The organism is Enterobacter sp. JBIWA008, from assembly GCF_019968765.1.
GTDB lineage: Bacteria > Pseudomonadota > Gammaproteobacteria > Enterobacterales > Enterobacteriaceae > Enterobacter.
In genome coordinates this window covers 2,546,670-2,563,697 of sequence record NZ_CP074149.1, presented here as the reverse complement: position 1 = coordinate 2,563,697, position 17,028 = coordinate 2,546,670, and the positions used below count along the sequence as shown (strand labels likewise).

At 57.4% G+C, this 17,028-nt stretch carries 13 protein-coding genes; 4 read left to right on the top strand and 9 right to left on the bottom strand.

Annotation, left to right across the window (positions count from 1 at the left end; translation table 11 throughout):
- Positions 1–3 precede the first annotated feature (3 nt).
- Both KGP24_RS12420 and KGP24_RS12415 read left to right on the top strand, forming a co-directional pair.
- Complete coding sequence (locus tag KGP24_RS12420; RefSeq protein WP_223560631.1) at positions 4–1,491, top strand: MFS transporter; 1,488 nt, start codon at positions 4–6, stop codon at positions 1,489–1,491.
- 77 nt (positions 1,492–1,568) lie between these two features.
- The gene (locus KGP24_RS12415) at positions 1,569–3,452 is read left to right on the top strand and encodes a KUP/HAK/KT family potassium transporter (RefSeq protein WP_223560630.1); all 1,884 of its coding nucleotides are present in this window, start codon (positions 1,569–1,571) and stop codon (positions 3,450–3,452) included.
- A 39-nt stretch (positions 3,453–3,491) separates the two neighbouring features.
- On the opposite strand, the gene KGP24_RS12410 is transcribed toward KGP24_RS12415, so the two are convergent.
- From KGP24_RS12410 to KGP24_RS12380, 7 genes are read right to left on the bottom strand one after another with little or no spacing between them, the layout of a single operon-like run.
- The gene (locus tag KGP24_RS12410; RefSeq protein ID WP_223560629.1) at positions 3,492–4,718 is read right to left on the bottom strand and encodes a Zn-dependent hydrolase; all 1,227 of its coding nucleotides are present in this window, start codon (positions 4,716–4,718) and stop codon (positions 3,492–3,494) included.
- Positions 4,715–5,197 (bottom strand): L-2-amino-thiazoline-4-carboxylic acid hydrolase, encoded by a 483-nt coding sequence (locus KGP24_RS12405; protein ID WP_223560628.1) that lies wholly within the window; start codon positions 5,195–5,197, stop codon positions 4,715–4,717. The genes KGP24_RS12410 and KGP24_RS12405 overlap by 4 nt, the downstream gene beginning before the upstream one ends.
- Positions 5,198–5,214: 17 nt before the next feature.
- A complete protein-coding gene (locus KGP24_RS12400) occupies positions 5,215–6,372 on the bottom strand; it encodes a branched-chain amino acid ABC transporter substrate-binding protein (RefSeq protein WP_223560627.1) in 1,158 nt (385 codons plus the stop codon).
- Positions 6,373–6,400: 28 nt separating this feature from the next.
- A complete protein-coding gene (locus KGP24_RS12395; protein ID WP_223560626.1) occupies positions 6,401–7,120 on the bottom strand; it encodes an ABC transporter ATP-binding protein in 720 nt (239 codons plus the stop codon).
- Positions 7,113–7,880, bottom strand: a complete 768-nt coding sequence (locus tag KGP24_RS12390) for an ABC transporter ATP-binding protein (RefSeq protein ID WP_223560625.1) — start codon at positions 7,878–7,880, stop codon at positions 7,113–7,115. The genes KGP24_RS12395 and KGP24_RS12390 overlap by 8 nt, the downstream gene beginning before the upstream one ends.
- Positions 7,877–8,983 (bottom strand): ABC transporter ATP-binding protein, encoded by a 1,107-nt coding sequence (locus tag KGP24_RS12385; RefSeq protein WP_223560624.1) that lies wholly within the window; start codon positions 8,981–8,983, stop codon positions 7,877–7,879. The genes KGP24_RS12390 and KGP24_RS12385 overlap by 4 nt, the downstream gene beginning before the upstream one ends.
- Positions 8,984–8,991: 8 nt before the next feature.
- Positions 8,992–9,942: a branched-chain amino acid ABC transporter permease gene (locus tag KGP24_RS12380; RefSeq protein WP_223560623.1), complete on the bottom strand. Its 951-nt coding sequence runs from the start codon at positions 9,940–9,942 to the stop codon at positions 8,992–8,994.
- Between the two features lie 170 nt (positions 9,943–10,112).
- On the opposite strand from KGP24_RS12380, the gene KGP24_RS12375 reads away from it, so the two are divergent.
- Positions 10,113–11,057, top strand: a complete 945-nt coding sequence (locus tag KGP24_RS12375; protein WP_223560622.1) for a LysR substrate-binding domain-containing protein — start codon at positions 10,113–10,115, stop codon at positions 11,055–11,057.
- 55 nt (positions 11,058–11,112) lie between these two features.
- Here KGP24_RS12375 and KGP24_RS12370 read toward each other — a convergent pair whose 3' ends face one another.
- The gene (locus KGP24_RS12370; protein ID WP_047651000.1) at positions 11,113–12,222 is read right to left on the bottom strand and encodes a porin OmpC; all 1,110 of its coding nucleotides are present in this window, start codon (positions 12,220–12,222) and stop codon (positions 11,113–11,115) included.
- A gap of 629 nt (positions 12,223–12,851) precedes the next feature.
- Positions 12,852–13,730 carry an aromatic amino acid DMT transporter YddG gene (yddG, locus tag KGP24_RS12365; protein WP_223560621.1) on the bottom strand — a complete coding sequence of 293 codons (879 nt, stop codon included), beginning with the start codon at positions 13,728–13,730 and terminating at the stop codon, positions 12,852–12,854.
- Between the two features lie 244 nt (positions 13,731–13,974).
- On the opposite strand from yddG, the gene fdnG reads away from it, so the two are divergent.
- Complete coding sequence (gene fdnG, locus KGP24_RS12360) at positions 13,975–17,022, top strand: formate dehydrogenase-N subunit alpha (RefSeq protein ID WP_223560620.1); 3,048 nt, start codon at positions 13,975–13,977, stop codon at positions 17,020–17,022.
- Positions 17,023–17,028 lie beyond the last annotated feature (6 nt).

Below are 17,028 nucleotides of genomic sequence, written 5' to 3'. Positions count from 1 at the left end.
TTTATGTTTCGTCAATGGTTAGCGTTAGTGATTATCGTGCTGGTGTATATCCCGGTCGCGATCGACGCGACGGTGCTGCATGTTGCTGCGCCAACATTGAGCATGACGCTGGGTGCCAGCGGTAACGAATTATTGTGGATCATCGATATCTACTCGCTGGTGATGGCGGGGATGGTGCTGCCGATGGGCGCCCTGGGTGACCGCATTGGGTTTAAACGACTGCTCATGATTGGCAGCACGCTGTTTGGCCTGTCGTCGCTGGCGGCAGCGTTTGCTCCTTCAGCAAGCTGGCTGATTGCGGCGCGCGCCTCGCTGGCAATCGGTGCGGCGATGATTATTCCAGCCACGCTTGCTGGGATCCGCACGCTATTTATCGACGTGCGGGATCGTAACATTGCGCTCGGCGTCTGGGCGGCGGTCGGTTCCGGTGGCGCGGCGTTTGGCCCGCTGATTGGCGGTATGCTGCTTGAGCATTTTTACTGGGGCTCGGTGTTTTTAATCAACGTGCCGATCGTGCTGGTGGTGGTTTTGCTGGCCGCGCGTTTTGTGCCTCCTCAGCAGGGCCGCCCGGAGCAGCCGCTGAATATCAGCCATGCCATTATGCTGATTGTGGCGATTTTGCTGCTGGTCTACAGCGCAAAAACAGCCCTCAAAGGCGTCCTTTCACCGTGGGTGGTCGCGTCCGCGCTGGTTACCGGCGCGGTGCTGCTCTTTATCTTCGTGCGTATTCAGCTCCGCGCCCGCGTACCGATGATCGACATGCGTCTGTTCTGCCATCGCATCATTTTAAGCGGCGTGGTGATGGCGATGACCGCCATGATTGCCCTTGTCGGGTTTGAGCTGCTGATGGCCCAGGAGCTGCAGTTTGTACATGGCTTTACGCCGTTTGAAGCGGGAATGTTCATGCTGCCGCTGATGGTGGCAAGCGGGTTTAGCGGGCCGATCGCGGGCGTGCTGGTAGGGCGATTAGGGCTACGCATCGTCGCGGCCGGAGGAATGGGGCTCAGCGCCGTTAGCTTTATCGGCCTGTCGATGCTCGACTTCAGCACGCAGCAACTGCTGGCTTCTGCCCTGATGGTTCTGCTCGGCTTCAGCGCCGCCAGCGCGCTGCTGGCCTCGACCTCGGCGATTATGGCCGCTGCGCCGAAAGAGAAAGCCGCCGCTGCGGGGGCCATTGAAACCATGTCCTATGAACTGGGCGCCGGGCTGGGGATCGCCATCTTTGGTCTGCTGTTGACCCGCAGCTTCTCGGCGTCGATTGACCTGCCGCAGGGGCTGAACGCCTCGCTCGCCGATAAAGCCTCGTCATCCATTGGTGAGGCGATGAAGGTGGCGCAGGATCTGACGCCGTCCCTGGCGGAGCCGGTGATTGAGGCGGCGAAAAGCGCGTTTATCACCTCGCACAGCGTGGCGCTGGGCAGCGCGGGCGGAATGCTGCTGTTTCTGGCCGTTGGGATCTGGTTCAGCCTGGCGAAGGTCAAGCCGCAGTAAAACAGGGGGCGCGGTTGGCGCGGGCGGGGCAGATGGGCTATGTTTTTTAAAGGATTATCTGACTCTTGCTGGAAAATATGCGCCCTCGCCACAGCAGTGAACCGTCCCAGCCGCTCTCCCGGTTAACCCTGCTTGCAGGGGGCGCGCTGGGCGTCGTTTTTGGTGATATCGGCACCAGCCCGCTTTATACCTTCCGCACGGTGCTGTCGCTCTCTGAGCATGACCCTACGCCCGGCGTCATCCTGGGCCTGCTCTCCCTGATTACCTGGACCCTCATCCTGGTAACGTCCATAAAATATGCCGCCTTCGCCATGCGAATTGATAATCATGGCGAGGGGGGCATCATGGCGTTAATGTCGCTTCTGGTAGAGAAAGGCAAAGGCGGGCGCTGGGTCATTTTTTCCGCCCTGACTGGTGCCGCTTTAATTTACGGTGACGGCGCGATAACCCCGGCCATCTCCGTGCTTTCCGCCCTGGAAGGGCTGGAGATGGTCATTCCGGAATCCCAGCCGTACATCCTGCCTCTCACGGTTGCGGTGCTGCTGGCGCTGTTCCTGATCCAGCCTTTTGGTACCGCCCGCATAGGGAAAATATTTGGCCCGGTTATGGCGCTGTGGTTTCTGGCGATTGCTGCCCTGGGCGTGCGGGGGATAGTCCAACACCCCTCGGTACTGTTGGCCCTCAACCCTGCGTACGGCATCGCGTTTTTGTTTTCGAACGGGTACACCAGTTTCCTGGTCCTGGGCGGCGTTTTTCTCTGCGTGACGGGTGCCGAGGCCCTTTATGCAGACATGGGGCATTTTGGCAAAAAGCCGATCTGGCTTGCCTGGTACGGCATCGTCTTTCCTTCGCTGCTGCTCAACTATGCCGGCCAGTCAGCGCTGATTCTGGCCGGTGCCGACAGCAAGCAAAACCTTTTCTACACGCTCTGTCCGCCTGTGCTCCAGGTTCCGCTCATCATTCTTGCCGCACTGGCAACGATCATCGCCAGTCAGGCGATTATTACCGGCGCTTTTTCCATGACGCGCCAGGCCATTCAGCTTGGCTGGCTACCCCGATTACGCATCAAACAGACGGCGGCAGAAAGCTACGGTCAGATTTATATCGGGATCATAAACTGGCTGCTGATGGGGGTGACCATCGGGCTGGTGGTGTTCTTTAAATCCTCCGATAAGCTTGCGGCGGCGTACGGCATCGCCGTGTCGTTAACCATGCTGATGACCACGGGGCTTCTGTTTGTCGCCATGCGGGAAGTGTGGCGCTGGAGCCTGGCCAGCAGCGCGGTGATTGCCCTCTGTTTCCTGGTGATTGATGCCACCTTCTTGTTTGCCAATCTGATTAAGGTCCTGGAGGGGGGCTATATTCCGCTGCTTATGGCAGCAGCTATTTGTACGGTGATGCTCATCTGGCACCGTGGGGTTAAGGCGGTATCCGCGTCGGTGGGCGAAAAGGGCGTCAGCGTGGATGCGTTCTTTGCCCAGCTTCAGCAAAAGACGGTCCCCAGAGTGGCGGGATCTGCCGTCTTTTTGACCCGCACGCGGCACAATATCCCACCGGTAATGCGCTGGCACGTCGCGCGAAACCGGGCGCTACAGCAGGATGTGCTGTCGCTGACCATTGATATTCTGAATGTGCCCTATGTGGGGGAAGAACAACGTATCAGGGTAGAGCAGCGCGCGCCTGGCTACTGGCACGGCGTGGCGCAGTATGGCTTTATGGAACACCCTGACATCCCGCGTTTGTTGCAGGGGGTCAGCGAGATTAACGCTATTTTTGCCACGGATGACGCCACCTGGTATGTCGGGCATGAAACCATTGTGGCAGGCGAGGGTGAGGCAGGTATGGCGGCCTGGCAACGGCACATCTTTGCTTTCATGAAGCGCAACTGCACGCACGTCATCAACCACTACCACCTTCCCAGCGATCGGGTGGTTGAAATCAGCCGACGCGTTGCCGTGTAGACGCTGGCGAAAGCAGATCTCCTCTGCTTTCGCACCGTTCTATCTCTCAAGGGCCGCAGACAGGACGCTATGCAATAACACATTCGCCCCTTTCTCCGACCACTCTGGCAGGATCCTTTCCGCTTCGTTATGGCTGATACCTTTCACGCAGGGGATAAAGATCATGCTGGCGGGCGCAATTTTGCTGACATAACAGGCGTCGTGTCCTGCACCGGAGACCATCGGTTTCGACGAATAGCCCAGTTCCGCTACGGCCTTCTCCGAACGAGCCAGGCATTCGGCGTTAAACGCAATGGGCGCGTAGTCAAAAATGCGCTCAACGGCAGCAGTGACGCCGCGCAGGGTCAGGCTTTCAGCCACCTTATGCAGCGCCGCTTCCATGGTTTCCAGAGCCTGCTGCGCCGGATGGCGAAACTCAACGCTGCATTCCACGCGAGACGGCACGACGTTGCGCGAGTTTGGCGTAACCTTCGCCATACCGATCGTCGCGCGTCCGTCCGGCGCGTGCCGATAGCCAATCTCTTCCACCTTCAGCGCCAGCTCAGCAAAGGCGGTCAGCGCGTCGCGGCGGCTGTGCATCGGCGTCGTGCCCGCGTGGGCGGCGAATCCGTCCAGCGTCAGGGTAAACCAGCGCTGGCCCATTGCCGCGCGGACTAACCCGATGTCGATGGCTTCATCCTCCAGGATCGGGCCCTGTTCGATGTGCAGTTCGTAGCAGGCGTGAACGGGAAACGCGCGGGCAGGGGCTTCACCCCGGTAGCCGATATTATCCAGCGCTTCACCCACGGTGATGCCATCGTTATCCGCGCGGGCAAGTGCGTAGGCTTCGCTAAACTGCCCAGTCCAGACCCCTGAAGAGAGCATGGCTGGCGCGAAGCGCGCGCCTTCTTCGTTGGTCCAGTTAACCAGCACAACGTCACGCTCCGTCTCAACGTGATGGTCATTGAGGGTACGCAGCAGTTCCAGCCCGGCCAGCACGCCGTAAACCCCGTCGTAGTTACCGCCCAGCGGCTGGGTATCGACATGTGAACCCGTCATGACCGGGGCAAGCTGCGGGTTTTTCCCCGCGCGACGGATAAACATATTGCCCATGCTGTCAACGTCGCAGGTAAAACCTGCGTCCAGCGCCCAGTCGCGCAGCAGGTTACGCGCGATACGATCTTCCTCGCTCAGTGCCAGGCGGGTCACGCCACCGGCGGGCGTGCCGCCGATCTGCGCCATTATCTCAAGCGTTGACCACAGCCGTTCGGCGTTGATGCGTATCATGTCTTGTCCTTACTGCTGCGGTAACGGAAATCACAGCACGAACCGCCCTGCATGATGGTGGTGGTGCGGGTCAGCTTCACGTCCGGCGCATAGCCAACGATGAATTTTTCATCGCGCGCGCAGGAGAGCAGATGACCAATCTCGCCCAGCCCCATTTCGTGATACATCTCCGCGTAGCGGCAGCGGGTGACGTTGTAGTTGTACTGCTGGTCGTCGGCGTCGATCACCTTCACGTCCAGGGCGTTATCTTTCTCCCACAGATACTGCAGGGCGATAAAACTCTTTACGTCCGCGCCGTCAGGCTCTTTGCTGGCAAAGGCTTTGCCCGCGTCAATGGCGGCCTGCTCAATAGCCTCGCCAATGACCGCCTGGGCGCGGGTTTTCCCTATCTCGCGCACCAGGATTTCATAAATTGGCTTAATAATTTCGGCTTCAATTTTGCGGCGGGCGAGAATGCCCAGCTCGTTATTATCACTCATCACATTGCCTCGCTGCGTTACTTCGCTGTTGCGCCGCCCAGCACGGTCTGCGGCTGCCATTTGCCGTCGACAACCTTATAGACGGTGAACGACGGCGATTTGAGGTTGCCTTCTTTATCAAACGCGATCTGTCCGGTCACGCCTGAGTAGCTGATGGCGCGAAGGGCAGGCAGATACTCCGACGGATCGACGGAGTCGGCTTTTTCCATGGCCGCGACCAGCACGCGGGTAGCGTCATAGGCGAACGGCGCGTGCAGCTCAATATGCGTGTGGTAGCGCGACTGATACGCCTGCTCGAACGCTTTACCGCCCGGCATCTGGTCAACCGGCAGGCCAGGCTCCAGGGCGACAACGCCTTCACCTTCTTTCTGCGCCAGCTGCAGGAACGTCTGGCTGACAAACCCGCCTGCGCCCATCAGCGTGGCGTTCATGCCGAGCTGTTTAATGCGGCGCGCCAGCGGTGCGGCCTGGCTGTCTACGCCGCCGAAGAAGATCAGATCGGCATTTTTACTGCGAATAGCGGTCAGCACGGCGCTGAAGTCTACCGTTTTGTCATCCACGTACTGACGATCGACAATCTTCACGCCCTGAGCTTCCAGCGATTTGATAAATTCGTCCGCCAGCCCCTGGCCGAAGGCGGTACGGTCGTCGATCACCGCAATGCGTTTCGCTTTCAGCGTATTGACCGCGTACTGACCGGCAAACTGGCCGCCGTCGTCGTCGTGGCCCATCACGCGGAAGCTGGTGTCAAAACCCTGTTTGGTATAGGCGTGTCCGGTCGCGACCGGTGCCACCTGGGCAATACCCGCATCGTGATAAACGCGGGCCGCAGGAATACTGGTACCGGTGTTCCAGTGCCCAACCACGCCCGCCACGCCGCTATCCACCAGACGCTGCGCAACGGCCACGGCTGTCCGCGGGTCGGACTGATCGTCTTCGGACTGCAGTTTGAAGGTCACCGCTTTGCCGCCGATGGTCGGGTGCTGCTTGTTAATGTCGTCAATTGCCAGCTGCGCGCCGTTCTCCAGATCTTTACCGATACGGGCGGACGGGCCGGTGAGCGGGCCTGCCAGACCGATAACCACGGTTTCACCGTCGGCGGCCCATGCACCGGTAGTGGCAACACTACTGAGCAGAATAGCGGCGCTGAGCGCACTGATTTTTACTGTTTTCATTGTATTTCCCTGATGTTGGCTGGTGTGGTTAAACGGGCATTTCGCCCAAATAAATCTGTGCAATCCGGTCGTCATTGAGCAGCGCTTTCGATTCGCCATGATGGACGATGCTGCCGCTGTCCATCACCCACGCGCTGTCGGTCACTTCCAGCGCGAGACGGGCGTTTTGTTCGATGAGCAGCAGGGCAACGCCGCGCTCGCGCAGGCCAGCAATGACGGCAAAAATGTTTTCTACCATCTTCGGGGCGAGGCCCATCGAGGGTTCGTCGAGGATCAGCAGGCGCGGGCGGCTCAGCAGGGCGCGGTTAAGGGCCAGCAGCTGTTGTTCTCCGCCGGAAAGCAGGCCGGCGAGCTGATGCTGGCGTTCTCCCAGGCGCGGGAAGCGTTCAAAAATGTCATTCATCTCCTGCCTGATGGTGACAGTGTCGCGCCTGAGCCAGGCGCCCATCTGCAGGTTCTCCAGCACCGTCATTCGGGAGAAGATCCCCCGGCCCTCCGGGACCATTACCAGTCCGTCACGGAGCAGGGTTTCGGGCGTGTGCTTACGCACCGCTTTACCGTTGAATTCAATACGGCCGCTAAAGTTTTCCAGCCCGGTAATAGCGCGCACGGTGGAGCTTTTTCCCGCGCCGTTAGCGCCGATCAGCGTAGCCTGCTCGCCCTCGTGCAGGGTAAAAGAGACATCGCGTACGGCCTGAATACCGCCGTAATGCACGTCCAGACGTTCCACCTTCAGTAATTCAGACATGGGCGTTGCCTCCAAGCCAGGCGGCGATCACTGCCGGGTCACGACGCACGTTCTCCGGCGCGCCGCTGGCGAGCGTTTTGCCGTAATCAAGTACCGTCAGGCGATCGCAGATGCCCATCACCAGCTTGACGTCATGTTCAATCATCAGCAGGGTTTTGCCGTCATCGCGCAGGCGGATAAGCAGCTCGCCGAGCGCCACTTTTTCCGCTGCGTTCATCCCGGCGGCGGGTTCGTCCAGCGCCAGCAGGAGCGGATCCGTTGCCAGCGCGCGAGCAATCTCCAGACGTCGCTGATGGCCATACGGCAGATCGCAGGCGCGGTAGTGGGCGAACTTCGCTATGCCGGTGTACTCCAGCCAGTGCCAGGCCTGTTCCCGGGTCTGCTTCTCTTCCGCGCGAGCGCCTTTGTGGCGGCTCAGCGCTGCCCACAGGCCGTTACGGGTGCGCACGTGGCGGCCCACCATCACGTTTTCCAGCACCGACATGTCGTTGAAGAGGCGTACATTCTGGAAGGTGCGCGCAATCCCGGCGGCGGTGACTTTCTCAATGTGCTTTGGAAAATAGGGCTTATCGGCAATCGAAAACTCGCCGCTGTCCGCCGGATAAAGCCCGGTGATCAGGTTAAAGCAGGTGGTTTTTCCCGCGCCGTTGGGGCCGATCAGCCCGTAGATCTCGCCTCTGTTCACGGTAATCGAAACGTCATCCACGGCGGTAAGGCCGCCGAAGCGTTTGGACATGTTGCGTACGCTTAACAGGCTCATGCTTTCACCTCCTTGTGGCGTACCGGCCAGATGCCGGAAGGACGCACCAGCATCACCAGCACCAGCGCCAGGCCGTAGAACAGCTGGCGCAGCACTTCCGGGTCAATCAGCACCGTACCGAACAGCGCCTGCTGAACCGGCGCTGCCTGGCTGCGCAGCAGTTCCGGCAGGGCGGTAAGCAGTATCGCGCCGAGGATCACGCCCGGAATGTGCCCCATGCCGCCCAGCACCACCATCGCCAGTACGGCAATGGATTCCTGTAACGTGAAGGATTCCGGGGAAACAAAGCCCTGGAACGCGCCGAACAGGGCGCCCGCCACGCCGCCAAAGGAGGCACCCATCGCAAAGGCCAGCAGCTTATAGTTACGCACGTTGATGCCCATCGCGCGGGCCACATCCTCATCTTCACGGATGGCGTGCCAGGCGCGACCAATACGGGAATGCTGCAGGCGCAGACAGATAAAAATAATCGCCACAATCACCAGCATCAGCAGGTAGTACCACAGCCACAGGGCGGGAACTTTAAAACCAAACCAGTGATATACGCCGCTGAACTTCAGGCCGAACAGATTCAGCGTATCTACCCCGGTAATGCCCTTTGCACCGTTGGTGATGTTCACCGGACGGTCGAGGTTGCGCATCAGGATGCGGATGATTTCGCCAAAGCCGAGGGTCACTATCGCCAGGTAGTCCCCGCGCAGCTTCAGCGTGGGAGCACCCAGTAAAATGCCGCACACCGCAGCGACGAGCGCCGCCAGCGGAATAATCAGCAGATATGACGTGTGCAGCCCGTCCGGGAACCAGACGCCGAGTATCGGAAATACCTCCAGCAGGTGCGGCGAGGCCATCAGCGCAGCGAGGTAGGCGCCGACCGCATAAAAGGCGATAAAGCCCATGTCCAGCAGGCCGGTATAGCCGACCACAATATTGAGCCCCAGCGCCAACATGATGTAGAGCAGCGCGAAGTCGATGACGCGCACCCAGTAGTTGCCGCCAAGCTGCGTGGCTACCACGGGGGCAACCAGCAGCGCGAGGCAGAATAATGTCATGCCGGACCAGAACTTGCGCGTCGACGCCGGAGTCTGGAGTTGAAGAGTTGTCATAGTGTCCCTTACGCTCTGTTTGCCACGCGCTCGCCCAGCAGGCCCGCCGGACGGAAGACCAGCACCAGAATCAGCACCATGAAGGCAAAGACGTCCTGATAGTTGCTGCCGAAGACGCCGTGGGTCAGTTCACCCAGGTAACCTGCGCCAAGCGCTTCGATAATGCCGAGCAGGATCCCGCCAATCATGGCGCCACGGATGTTACCAATGCCCCCCAGCACGGCGGCGGTAAAGGCTTTAATGCCGGGTAAAAAGCCCATCGAGAAGCTGGCGTTGCCGTAGTTGCTTGCCATCATGACGCCTGCCAGCGCGGCAAATACGCCGCCAATGGCGAACGTCAGGGCAATAATGGCATTGGGGTTAACCCCCATCAGCGCGGCAACGCGCGGGTTTTCCGCCACGGCGCGCATGCCGCGGCCCAGGCGGGTGTATTCCACCAGCAGCCACAGCCCCGTCATCACCGCAAGCGCCAGCACCACGGTAACAATGCCGGTGACGGTCACAATGGCAGGGGGATGCAGTTCGCTTCCCGATGTCACGGCGATCGGGTCCATGGGCAGGATCTGCGGGAACATCAGCGGGTTGCGCGTCCAGATAATCATCGCTACGGTTTGCAGCAGGACCGAGACGCCGATACCCGAGATCAGCGGTGCCAGGCGCGGGGCGTTGCGCAGTCGGCGGTAGGCAAAGCGCTCAACGGCCATGGCCAGCAGGGCGCAAACGGCCATGGCAACCGCCAGGGCAACGCCGAGCTGCAACAGCAGCGGCATGTGCGGGAAGGTGGAATTCAGGGCGTTAATGACGGAGAGCGTGGTGAGCGCGCCGACCATCAAAATATCGCCGTGAGCAAAGTTAATAATGCGCAAGATGCCATACACCATGGTATAGCCCAGCGCGATCAGCGCGTAAATGCTTCCCAGCATCACACCGTTGATCAGTTGTTGTATGAGTGTATCCAACGTTTGTACCCGCAAAGTGCTCGTTCTGCGGCTACCATCCAATAAATGAATTAAATTGTAAAATACACATCTATTATTTCTTATGATAAATAAATATTGTGTTATATATATGATTTATATAAGAATAGTTAATGCCTGTTTTGGGGTGAAAAGCCTAAAGAAATCAACATATGAATAAAACAGAACAATCAGCGGGTTCGTCTGCGTATGCAGACAGTCGCCTGGCAAACGATCCGCCGCTTCGGGCTGTACGGGCATTTGAGGCCATCGCCCGGCTGGGCAGCGTCACGCTGGCCGCGCAGGAGCTGGATATCTCTCCGTCGGCGGTCAGTCATCAGCTCAAGGTGCTCGAAGGGTATCTGCAAATGCCATTAACGGAGCGTCAGGGGCGCAGGCTGGCGCTGAGCCAGCACGGACGTGAATATTACCGCTCGATTCGCGCGGCGTTTAACGTGCTGCGCCAGGCGACGGAGCATCTGGCTGAGCAGGCGCAAACGCGTCAGGTTACCATCAGCCTGATCCCGCTCTTTGGCATGGGGTGGTTTATCCCGCGTCTGCCTGCTTTTATGCGCGCCAATCCGCAGACCGAGATCAACGTGGTGTATGCCAACCATCGTAACTACCTAAGCGATGCGTCGGATATGTCGATTCGTTTTGGTAACGGTCAGTGGGCGGGCTATCAGAGCGAAAAGCTGATTTCCGGCCAGATGGTGCCGGTGTGCAGCCGCGCGTTTTTGCGCGTGCATGGCCATATCGACACCCCTGAGCAACTGCTGCAAATGCCGCTTCTGCATGATGAGGAGCGTGCCAGCTGGCCGCAGTGGTTCCAGTTGCAGGGGGTAAAACGATCTCTACGGCGCAGCGGCCCCCTGTTTGAAGACGGGCTGTTAACGCTGGCGGGCGTACAGGCCGGGCTAGGCTGCGCGCTAATGCGTGAGCCGCTGATTGCGCCCTATCTTGAGAGCGGCGAGCTGGTGAAGATATTTGACTTACCTATTGATGACGGGCGCGACTATTATCTCTGCGTTCGTTCAGATTCAGAGATGACTGAGGACGGTAAGCTGCTCCAAACCTGGCTGCGCCGGGCTGCGAGCGGGGAGTCGTCAGCCGGGTAAAAGTGACAGATAAAAAAAAGCCAGCTTATTCAGCTGGCTTTTGTACAGACAAGATTTAGAACTGGTAGGTCAGACCCAGCGCAACGATGTTGTCGGTACCGATGCCTGCCTGGCGAGTGAACTGGTTGTCGTCGAGCAGGTTGATTTTGTAATCCACGTAGGTGGACATGTTTTTGTTAAAATAATAGGTCGTGCCAACATCGATGTATTTAACCAGATCCTGGTCGCCGAAGTTTTCGATGTCTTTACCTTTGGACTGCAGGTAAGCAATGGATGGACGCAGGCCAAAGTCGAACTGATACTGAGCCACAACTTCGAAGTTTTGCGCCTTGTTTGCAAAGCCGTAAATGTCGGTACGCTTGTTGTTAGAGGTACCGAAGCGGGTTGCGTTATAGGTCTGAGAGTACTGCGCAGCAAGGTAAATGTTGTTCGCGTCGTATTTCACACCGCCGCTGTACACTTCAGCACGGTCGCCTTCACCGTATACGCCAGCGGCATTCTGGTCAGCGGTACGACGTGAAGAGGACATTGCGCCACCCACGCTGAAGCCTTCACCCAGATCGTAAGTCAGGGACGCGCCGTAACCGTCGCCGTTCTGATTCAGCAGGCTGCGACCGCTGGTGTTTTCACCGCTTACGCTGCCGTTTTTGCCCTGATACTGCAGAGCAAAGTTCAGGCCATCAACCAGACCAAAGAAGTCCTGGTTACGGTAGGTCGCAACGCCGTTTGCACGAGACTGCAGGAAGTTGTCGGCACCGTAGGTATCACCGCCGAATTCTGGCAGAACGTCGGTCCAGGAGGTCACGTCGTAAATTACGCCGTAGTTACGACCGTAATCAAAGGAGCCTGCTTCAGCAAACTTCAGACCTGCAAACGCCACACGGGTCCAGGACTGGTTGTCGCCTTCGTCTTTGTTACCCTGAATCTGGTATTCCCACTGGCCGTAGCCGGACAGCTGGTCGTTAACCTGGGTTTCGCCCTTGAAGCCGATACGCATGTAGGTTTTATCACCATCTGCGCCAGCGTCATCAGAGAAATAGTGCAGACCTGTTACTTTACCGTACAGATCCAGCTTGTTACCGTCTTTGTTGTAAATTTCGGCAGCGTTAACAACGCCTGCTGCCAGCATGGAAGTGACTGCCACTGCAACTAATTTAAGTTTCATCTTAAATGTTCCTTATAATTTTTTTGAGTATTTCCTGAACCACTGTGAACGATTTCTAAACGAGGCTGATCGTCAATGGCATGCTATTTTTAAAAATCTCGTAGTCTTATTTCAATAATAAGTTTCAAAATATTAGAGATAATTTCAATTAGTGTGATCTCGATCGTGCGAAATGGGGGTTATTCAAACAATATGCCCGAATTTTATACGATTATTAATTATGTGTTCTGCGGGACTATTGCTATCGCTATAATTTCTGCGAGTTTTAGTATATTGCGTTAGATTTCGGCATTGTCGATGCTTTGAGGGGGTGGTCATTACTGTTTTTACTTAATAACAGTGGGTTAGCTGGTGATTAAGACGTATATTACGAACATTGCGATAAACACATCAGAGTTGAATTATTACACACAATGCTATCCATAACGTTAATATTTGCGACTGATTAATTTCATAGGGTTGTCAGTTTGTGTCAATTATCTTTTTGGCCGCTTACATAAGGCGCCAAATATAAACCGAATTTAAACGGAAGCACGATAATTATGATAAATATTCTGAGGTGCGATCACATTTTAAATTTATGTTAATTATGTTGCCGGGCTGAAATTCCCCCGGCCGTTGGAGAAGCATTATTTTCTTGTTGCGTACCAGCAGAGCAACGACCCGGCGCAGACCATCAGCGCGCCTTGCCAGAACGAAAATGAGAGGGGCGAACTCAGCACTGCAGCGGCAAGCGCGGCGGAGAGGACAGGGGTAAAATAGGATACGGCAGCCAGTACCGTGACGTTACCGTGAAGGATGCCAATATTCCATGCGGCGTAACCAAACCCAAGTGCAATACCGCACATGACGAGCTTCACCACCACCGGAAGCGTGAACACCATCTCAGGCTGATCGCTCAGGAAATATTTTACCCACAGGCTCAGCGCGGTCAGTAAAACAAACAGGGTAATGCCGTTTTGTCCTTTCGCAAATTTGCTGGTTACCGTGCAGTACGCGGCCCAGATAAATGCTCCCGCAAACGCCAGCGCGTAGCTCAGCGGGCTGGAGACGATATTGCGGGTTATTTCATCAAGATGTAAAACCTGTTCACCGCCCAATACCCAGCAGACGCCCAGCAATGAGACGGCTAAGCCGGGGATCACCCACAGGGTCGATTTCTGCCCGTTGAACAAGATGGCAAACACAATGGTCAGGCTTGGCCAAAGGTAATTGACCATGCCCACTTCAATAGCCTGCGATCGCGTTGCAGCGTAGCCCAGCGACAGCGCCAGGCATATTTCGTAGCTGACAAATAAAACGCTGCCGGCAATAAGATAGCGGGGTGAAAACCGCCTGATATCAGGAAATCCTACCGTCACCAGACACAGTAATCCGCTGAGGGTGTAGATCATCGCCGCACCGCCTACCGGGCCTAGTCCCTCACTCACGCTGCGAATAAGGCCGACCATGGTGCTCCATAACAGTATCGCTGCCAGCCCAATAAGCGTTGCTCTTTTTCTGTCCATTACGTAGCCATTGCAATTAAAACCAAAGGAAAAATGTATCGCATTCATCCTGACGCTGTCGTCAATTATTCTCTTAAACCGTTAATCAAAAAGGGGTATTTAAATGTACCGGGGGTGACTATTAATGGGGTGAAGATAGATGACCTTGATTTGACGCAAAAAAAAACAGGGGCATTACTGCTAGTTTGCGGCGGGAAGTCTTAGCGCCTATCCCATTAGGCTCTTATTCGAAACGAGGACAACAATGGACGTCAGCCGCAGACAATTTTTTAAAATCTGCGCGGGCGGTATGGCCGGAACAACGGCAGCCATGCTGGGATTTGCTCCCAAAATGGCGCTGGCTCAGGCACGCAACTATAAGCTGCTGCGCGCGAAAGAGATCCGTAACACCTGCACATACTGCTCCGTAGGTTGTGGGCTTTTGATGTATAGCCTGGGCGATGGCGCGAAGAACGCCAGAGAAGCGATTTACCATATAGAAGGGGATCCGGATCATCCGGTGAGCCGCGGGGCGCTTTGCCCGAAAGGGGCGGGGCTGCTGGACTACGTTCACAGCGAAAACCGCCTGCGCTACCCGGAATACCGCGCGCCGGGTTCAGATAAATGGCAGCGTATCTCCTGGGATGAGGCCTTCTCCCGTATTGCCAAATTAATGAAAGCCGACCGCGACGCCAACTTTATTGAAAAGAATGCGCAGGGCGTAACGGTCAACCGCTGGCTTTCCACCGGCATGCTGTGCGCCTCTGCGGCGAGTAATGAAACCGGCATGCTGACGCAAAAGTTTGTGCGCTCTCTCGGCATGCTGGCGGTAGACAACCAGGCGCGCGTCTGACACGGACCAACGGTAGCAAGTCTTGCTCCAACATTTGGTCGCGGTGCGATGACCAACCACTGGGTTGATATCAAAAACGCTAACGTCGTGGTGGTGATGGGCGGTAACGCCGCAGAAGCTCATCCGGTGGGGTTCCGCTGGGCGATGGAGGCGAAAAATAACAACGATGCGACGCTTATCGTCGTCGATCCGCGCTTTACGCGCACGGCATCGGTGGCCGATATCTATGCGCCGATCCGCTCCGGTACGGACATTACGTTCCTGTCCGGCGTGCTGCTGTACCTGATCGAAAACAACAAAATTAACGCGGAATACGTTAAGCACTACACCAACGCGAACCTGCTGGTGCGGGATGATTTTGCCTTCGATGACGGGCTGTTTAGCGGCTATGACGCTGAAAAGCGCCAGTACGATAAAACGTCCTGGAACTATCAGTTCGACGAAAACGGCTATGCGCTGCGTGATGAAACCCTGACGCACCCCCGCTGCGTGTGGAACCTGCTGAAGCAGCACGTTTCCCGCTATACGCCGGAGGTGGTGGAAAACATCTGCGGCACGCCGAAAGCGGACTTCCTGAAGGTGTGTGAAGTATTGGCCTCAACCAGCGCCGCCGACAGAACCACCACGTTCCTGTATGCGCTGGGCTGGACGCAGCATACCGTGGGCGCGCAGAACATCCGCACCATGGCGATGATCCAGCTGTTGCTCGGCAATATGGGCATGGCCGGTGGCGGCGTAAACGCGCTGCGCGGGCACTCCAACATTCAGGGGCTAACCGACCTCGGTCTGCTCTCCACCAGCCTGCCGGGCTACCTGATGCTGCCGTCGGAAAAGCAGGCCGATCTGCAAACGTATCTTGAGGCCAATACGCCGAAAGCGACGCTGCCGGATCAGGTGAACTACTGGAGCAACTATCCGAAGTTCTACGTCAGCCTGATGAAATCCTTCTACGGCGATGCGGCGCAGAAGGAGAATGACTGGGGCTTTGAGTGGCTGCCGAAGTGGGACCAGGCCTACGACGTCATCAAGTATTTCAACATGATGGATAAAGGTAACGTCACGGGGTATATCTGCCAGGGCTTTAACCCGGTGGCCTCCTTCCCGGACAAAAACAAAGTCGTTCGCAGCCTGAGCAAGCTGAAGTACATGGTCGTTATCGATCCGCTGGTGACCGAAACGTCCACCTTCTGGCAGAACCACGGAGAGTCAAACGATGTCGATCCGGCGTCGATTCAGACCGAAGTGTTCCGCCTGCCGTCCACCTGCTTTGCGGAAGAGGACGGTTCGATTGCTAACTCTGGCCGCTGGCTGCAGTGGCACTGGAAAGGCCAGGACGCCCCGGGCGAAGCGCGTAATGACGGCGAGATCCTGGCCGGGATTTACCATCGTCTGCGCGAGATGTACCGCACCGAAGGCGGCAAGGGTGCCGAGCCGCTGCTGAAGATGAGCTGGAACTACAAGCAGCCTGACCATCCTGAGTCAGAGGAAGTCGCCAAAGAGAACAACGGCGTAGCGCTGGCAGATCTCTACGACGCGAGCGGCAGCCTGGTGGCGAAGAAAGGCCAGCTGCTGAACAGCTTCGCGCTGCTGCGCGACGACGGCACGACGGCGTCGTCCTGCTGGATCTACACCGGCAGCTGGACGGAGCAGGGCAACCAGATGGCCAACCGCGACAACGCTGACCCGTCCGGGCTGGGCAATACGCTGGGCTGGGCATGGGCATGGCCGCTGAACCGTCGCGTGCTCTACAACCGCGCGTCTGCAGACGTAAACGGCAAGCCGTGGGATCCGAAGCGGATGCTGATCCAGTGGAACGGGGCGAAATGGACGGGGAACGATATCCCGGACTACAACACCGCCGCGCCGGGCAGCCGCACCGGGCCGTTCATCATGCAGCCCGAAGGGCTGGGACGCCTGTTTGCCCTCGACAAGCTGGCAGAAGGGCCGTTCCCGGAACACTACGAGCCGATGGAAACGCCGCTGGGCACGAACCCGCTGCACCCGAACGTGATCTCCAGCCCGGTGGTGCGCATCTACGAAGACGACGTCCTGCGCCTGGGCAAAAAGGACAAGTTCCCATACGTAGGAACGACCTACCGCCTGACCGAGCATTTCCATACCTGGACCAAGCACGCGCGGCTTAACGCCATCGCGCAGCCGGAACAGTTTGTGGAGATCAGCGAAACGCTGGCGAAGGCGAAAGGCATCGCCAACGGCGACCGCGTGAAGGTGAGCAGCAAGCGCGGCTTTATCCGCGCGGTGGCGGTGGTGACCCGTCGTTTGCAAAGTCTGAACGTGCACGGGCAGCAGGTGGAAACCGTCGGTATCCCGCTGCACTGGGGCTTTGAGGGCGTGGCGCAGAAAGGCTACATCGCGAATACCCTGACGCCAAACGTCGGCGATTCCAACTCGCAAACGCCGGAGTACAAGGCGTTTCTGGTCAACATCGAGAAAGCGTAAGGAGCG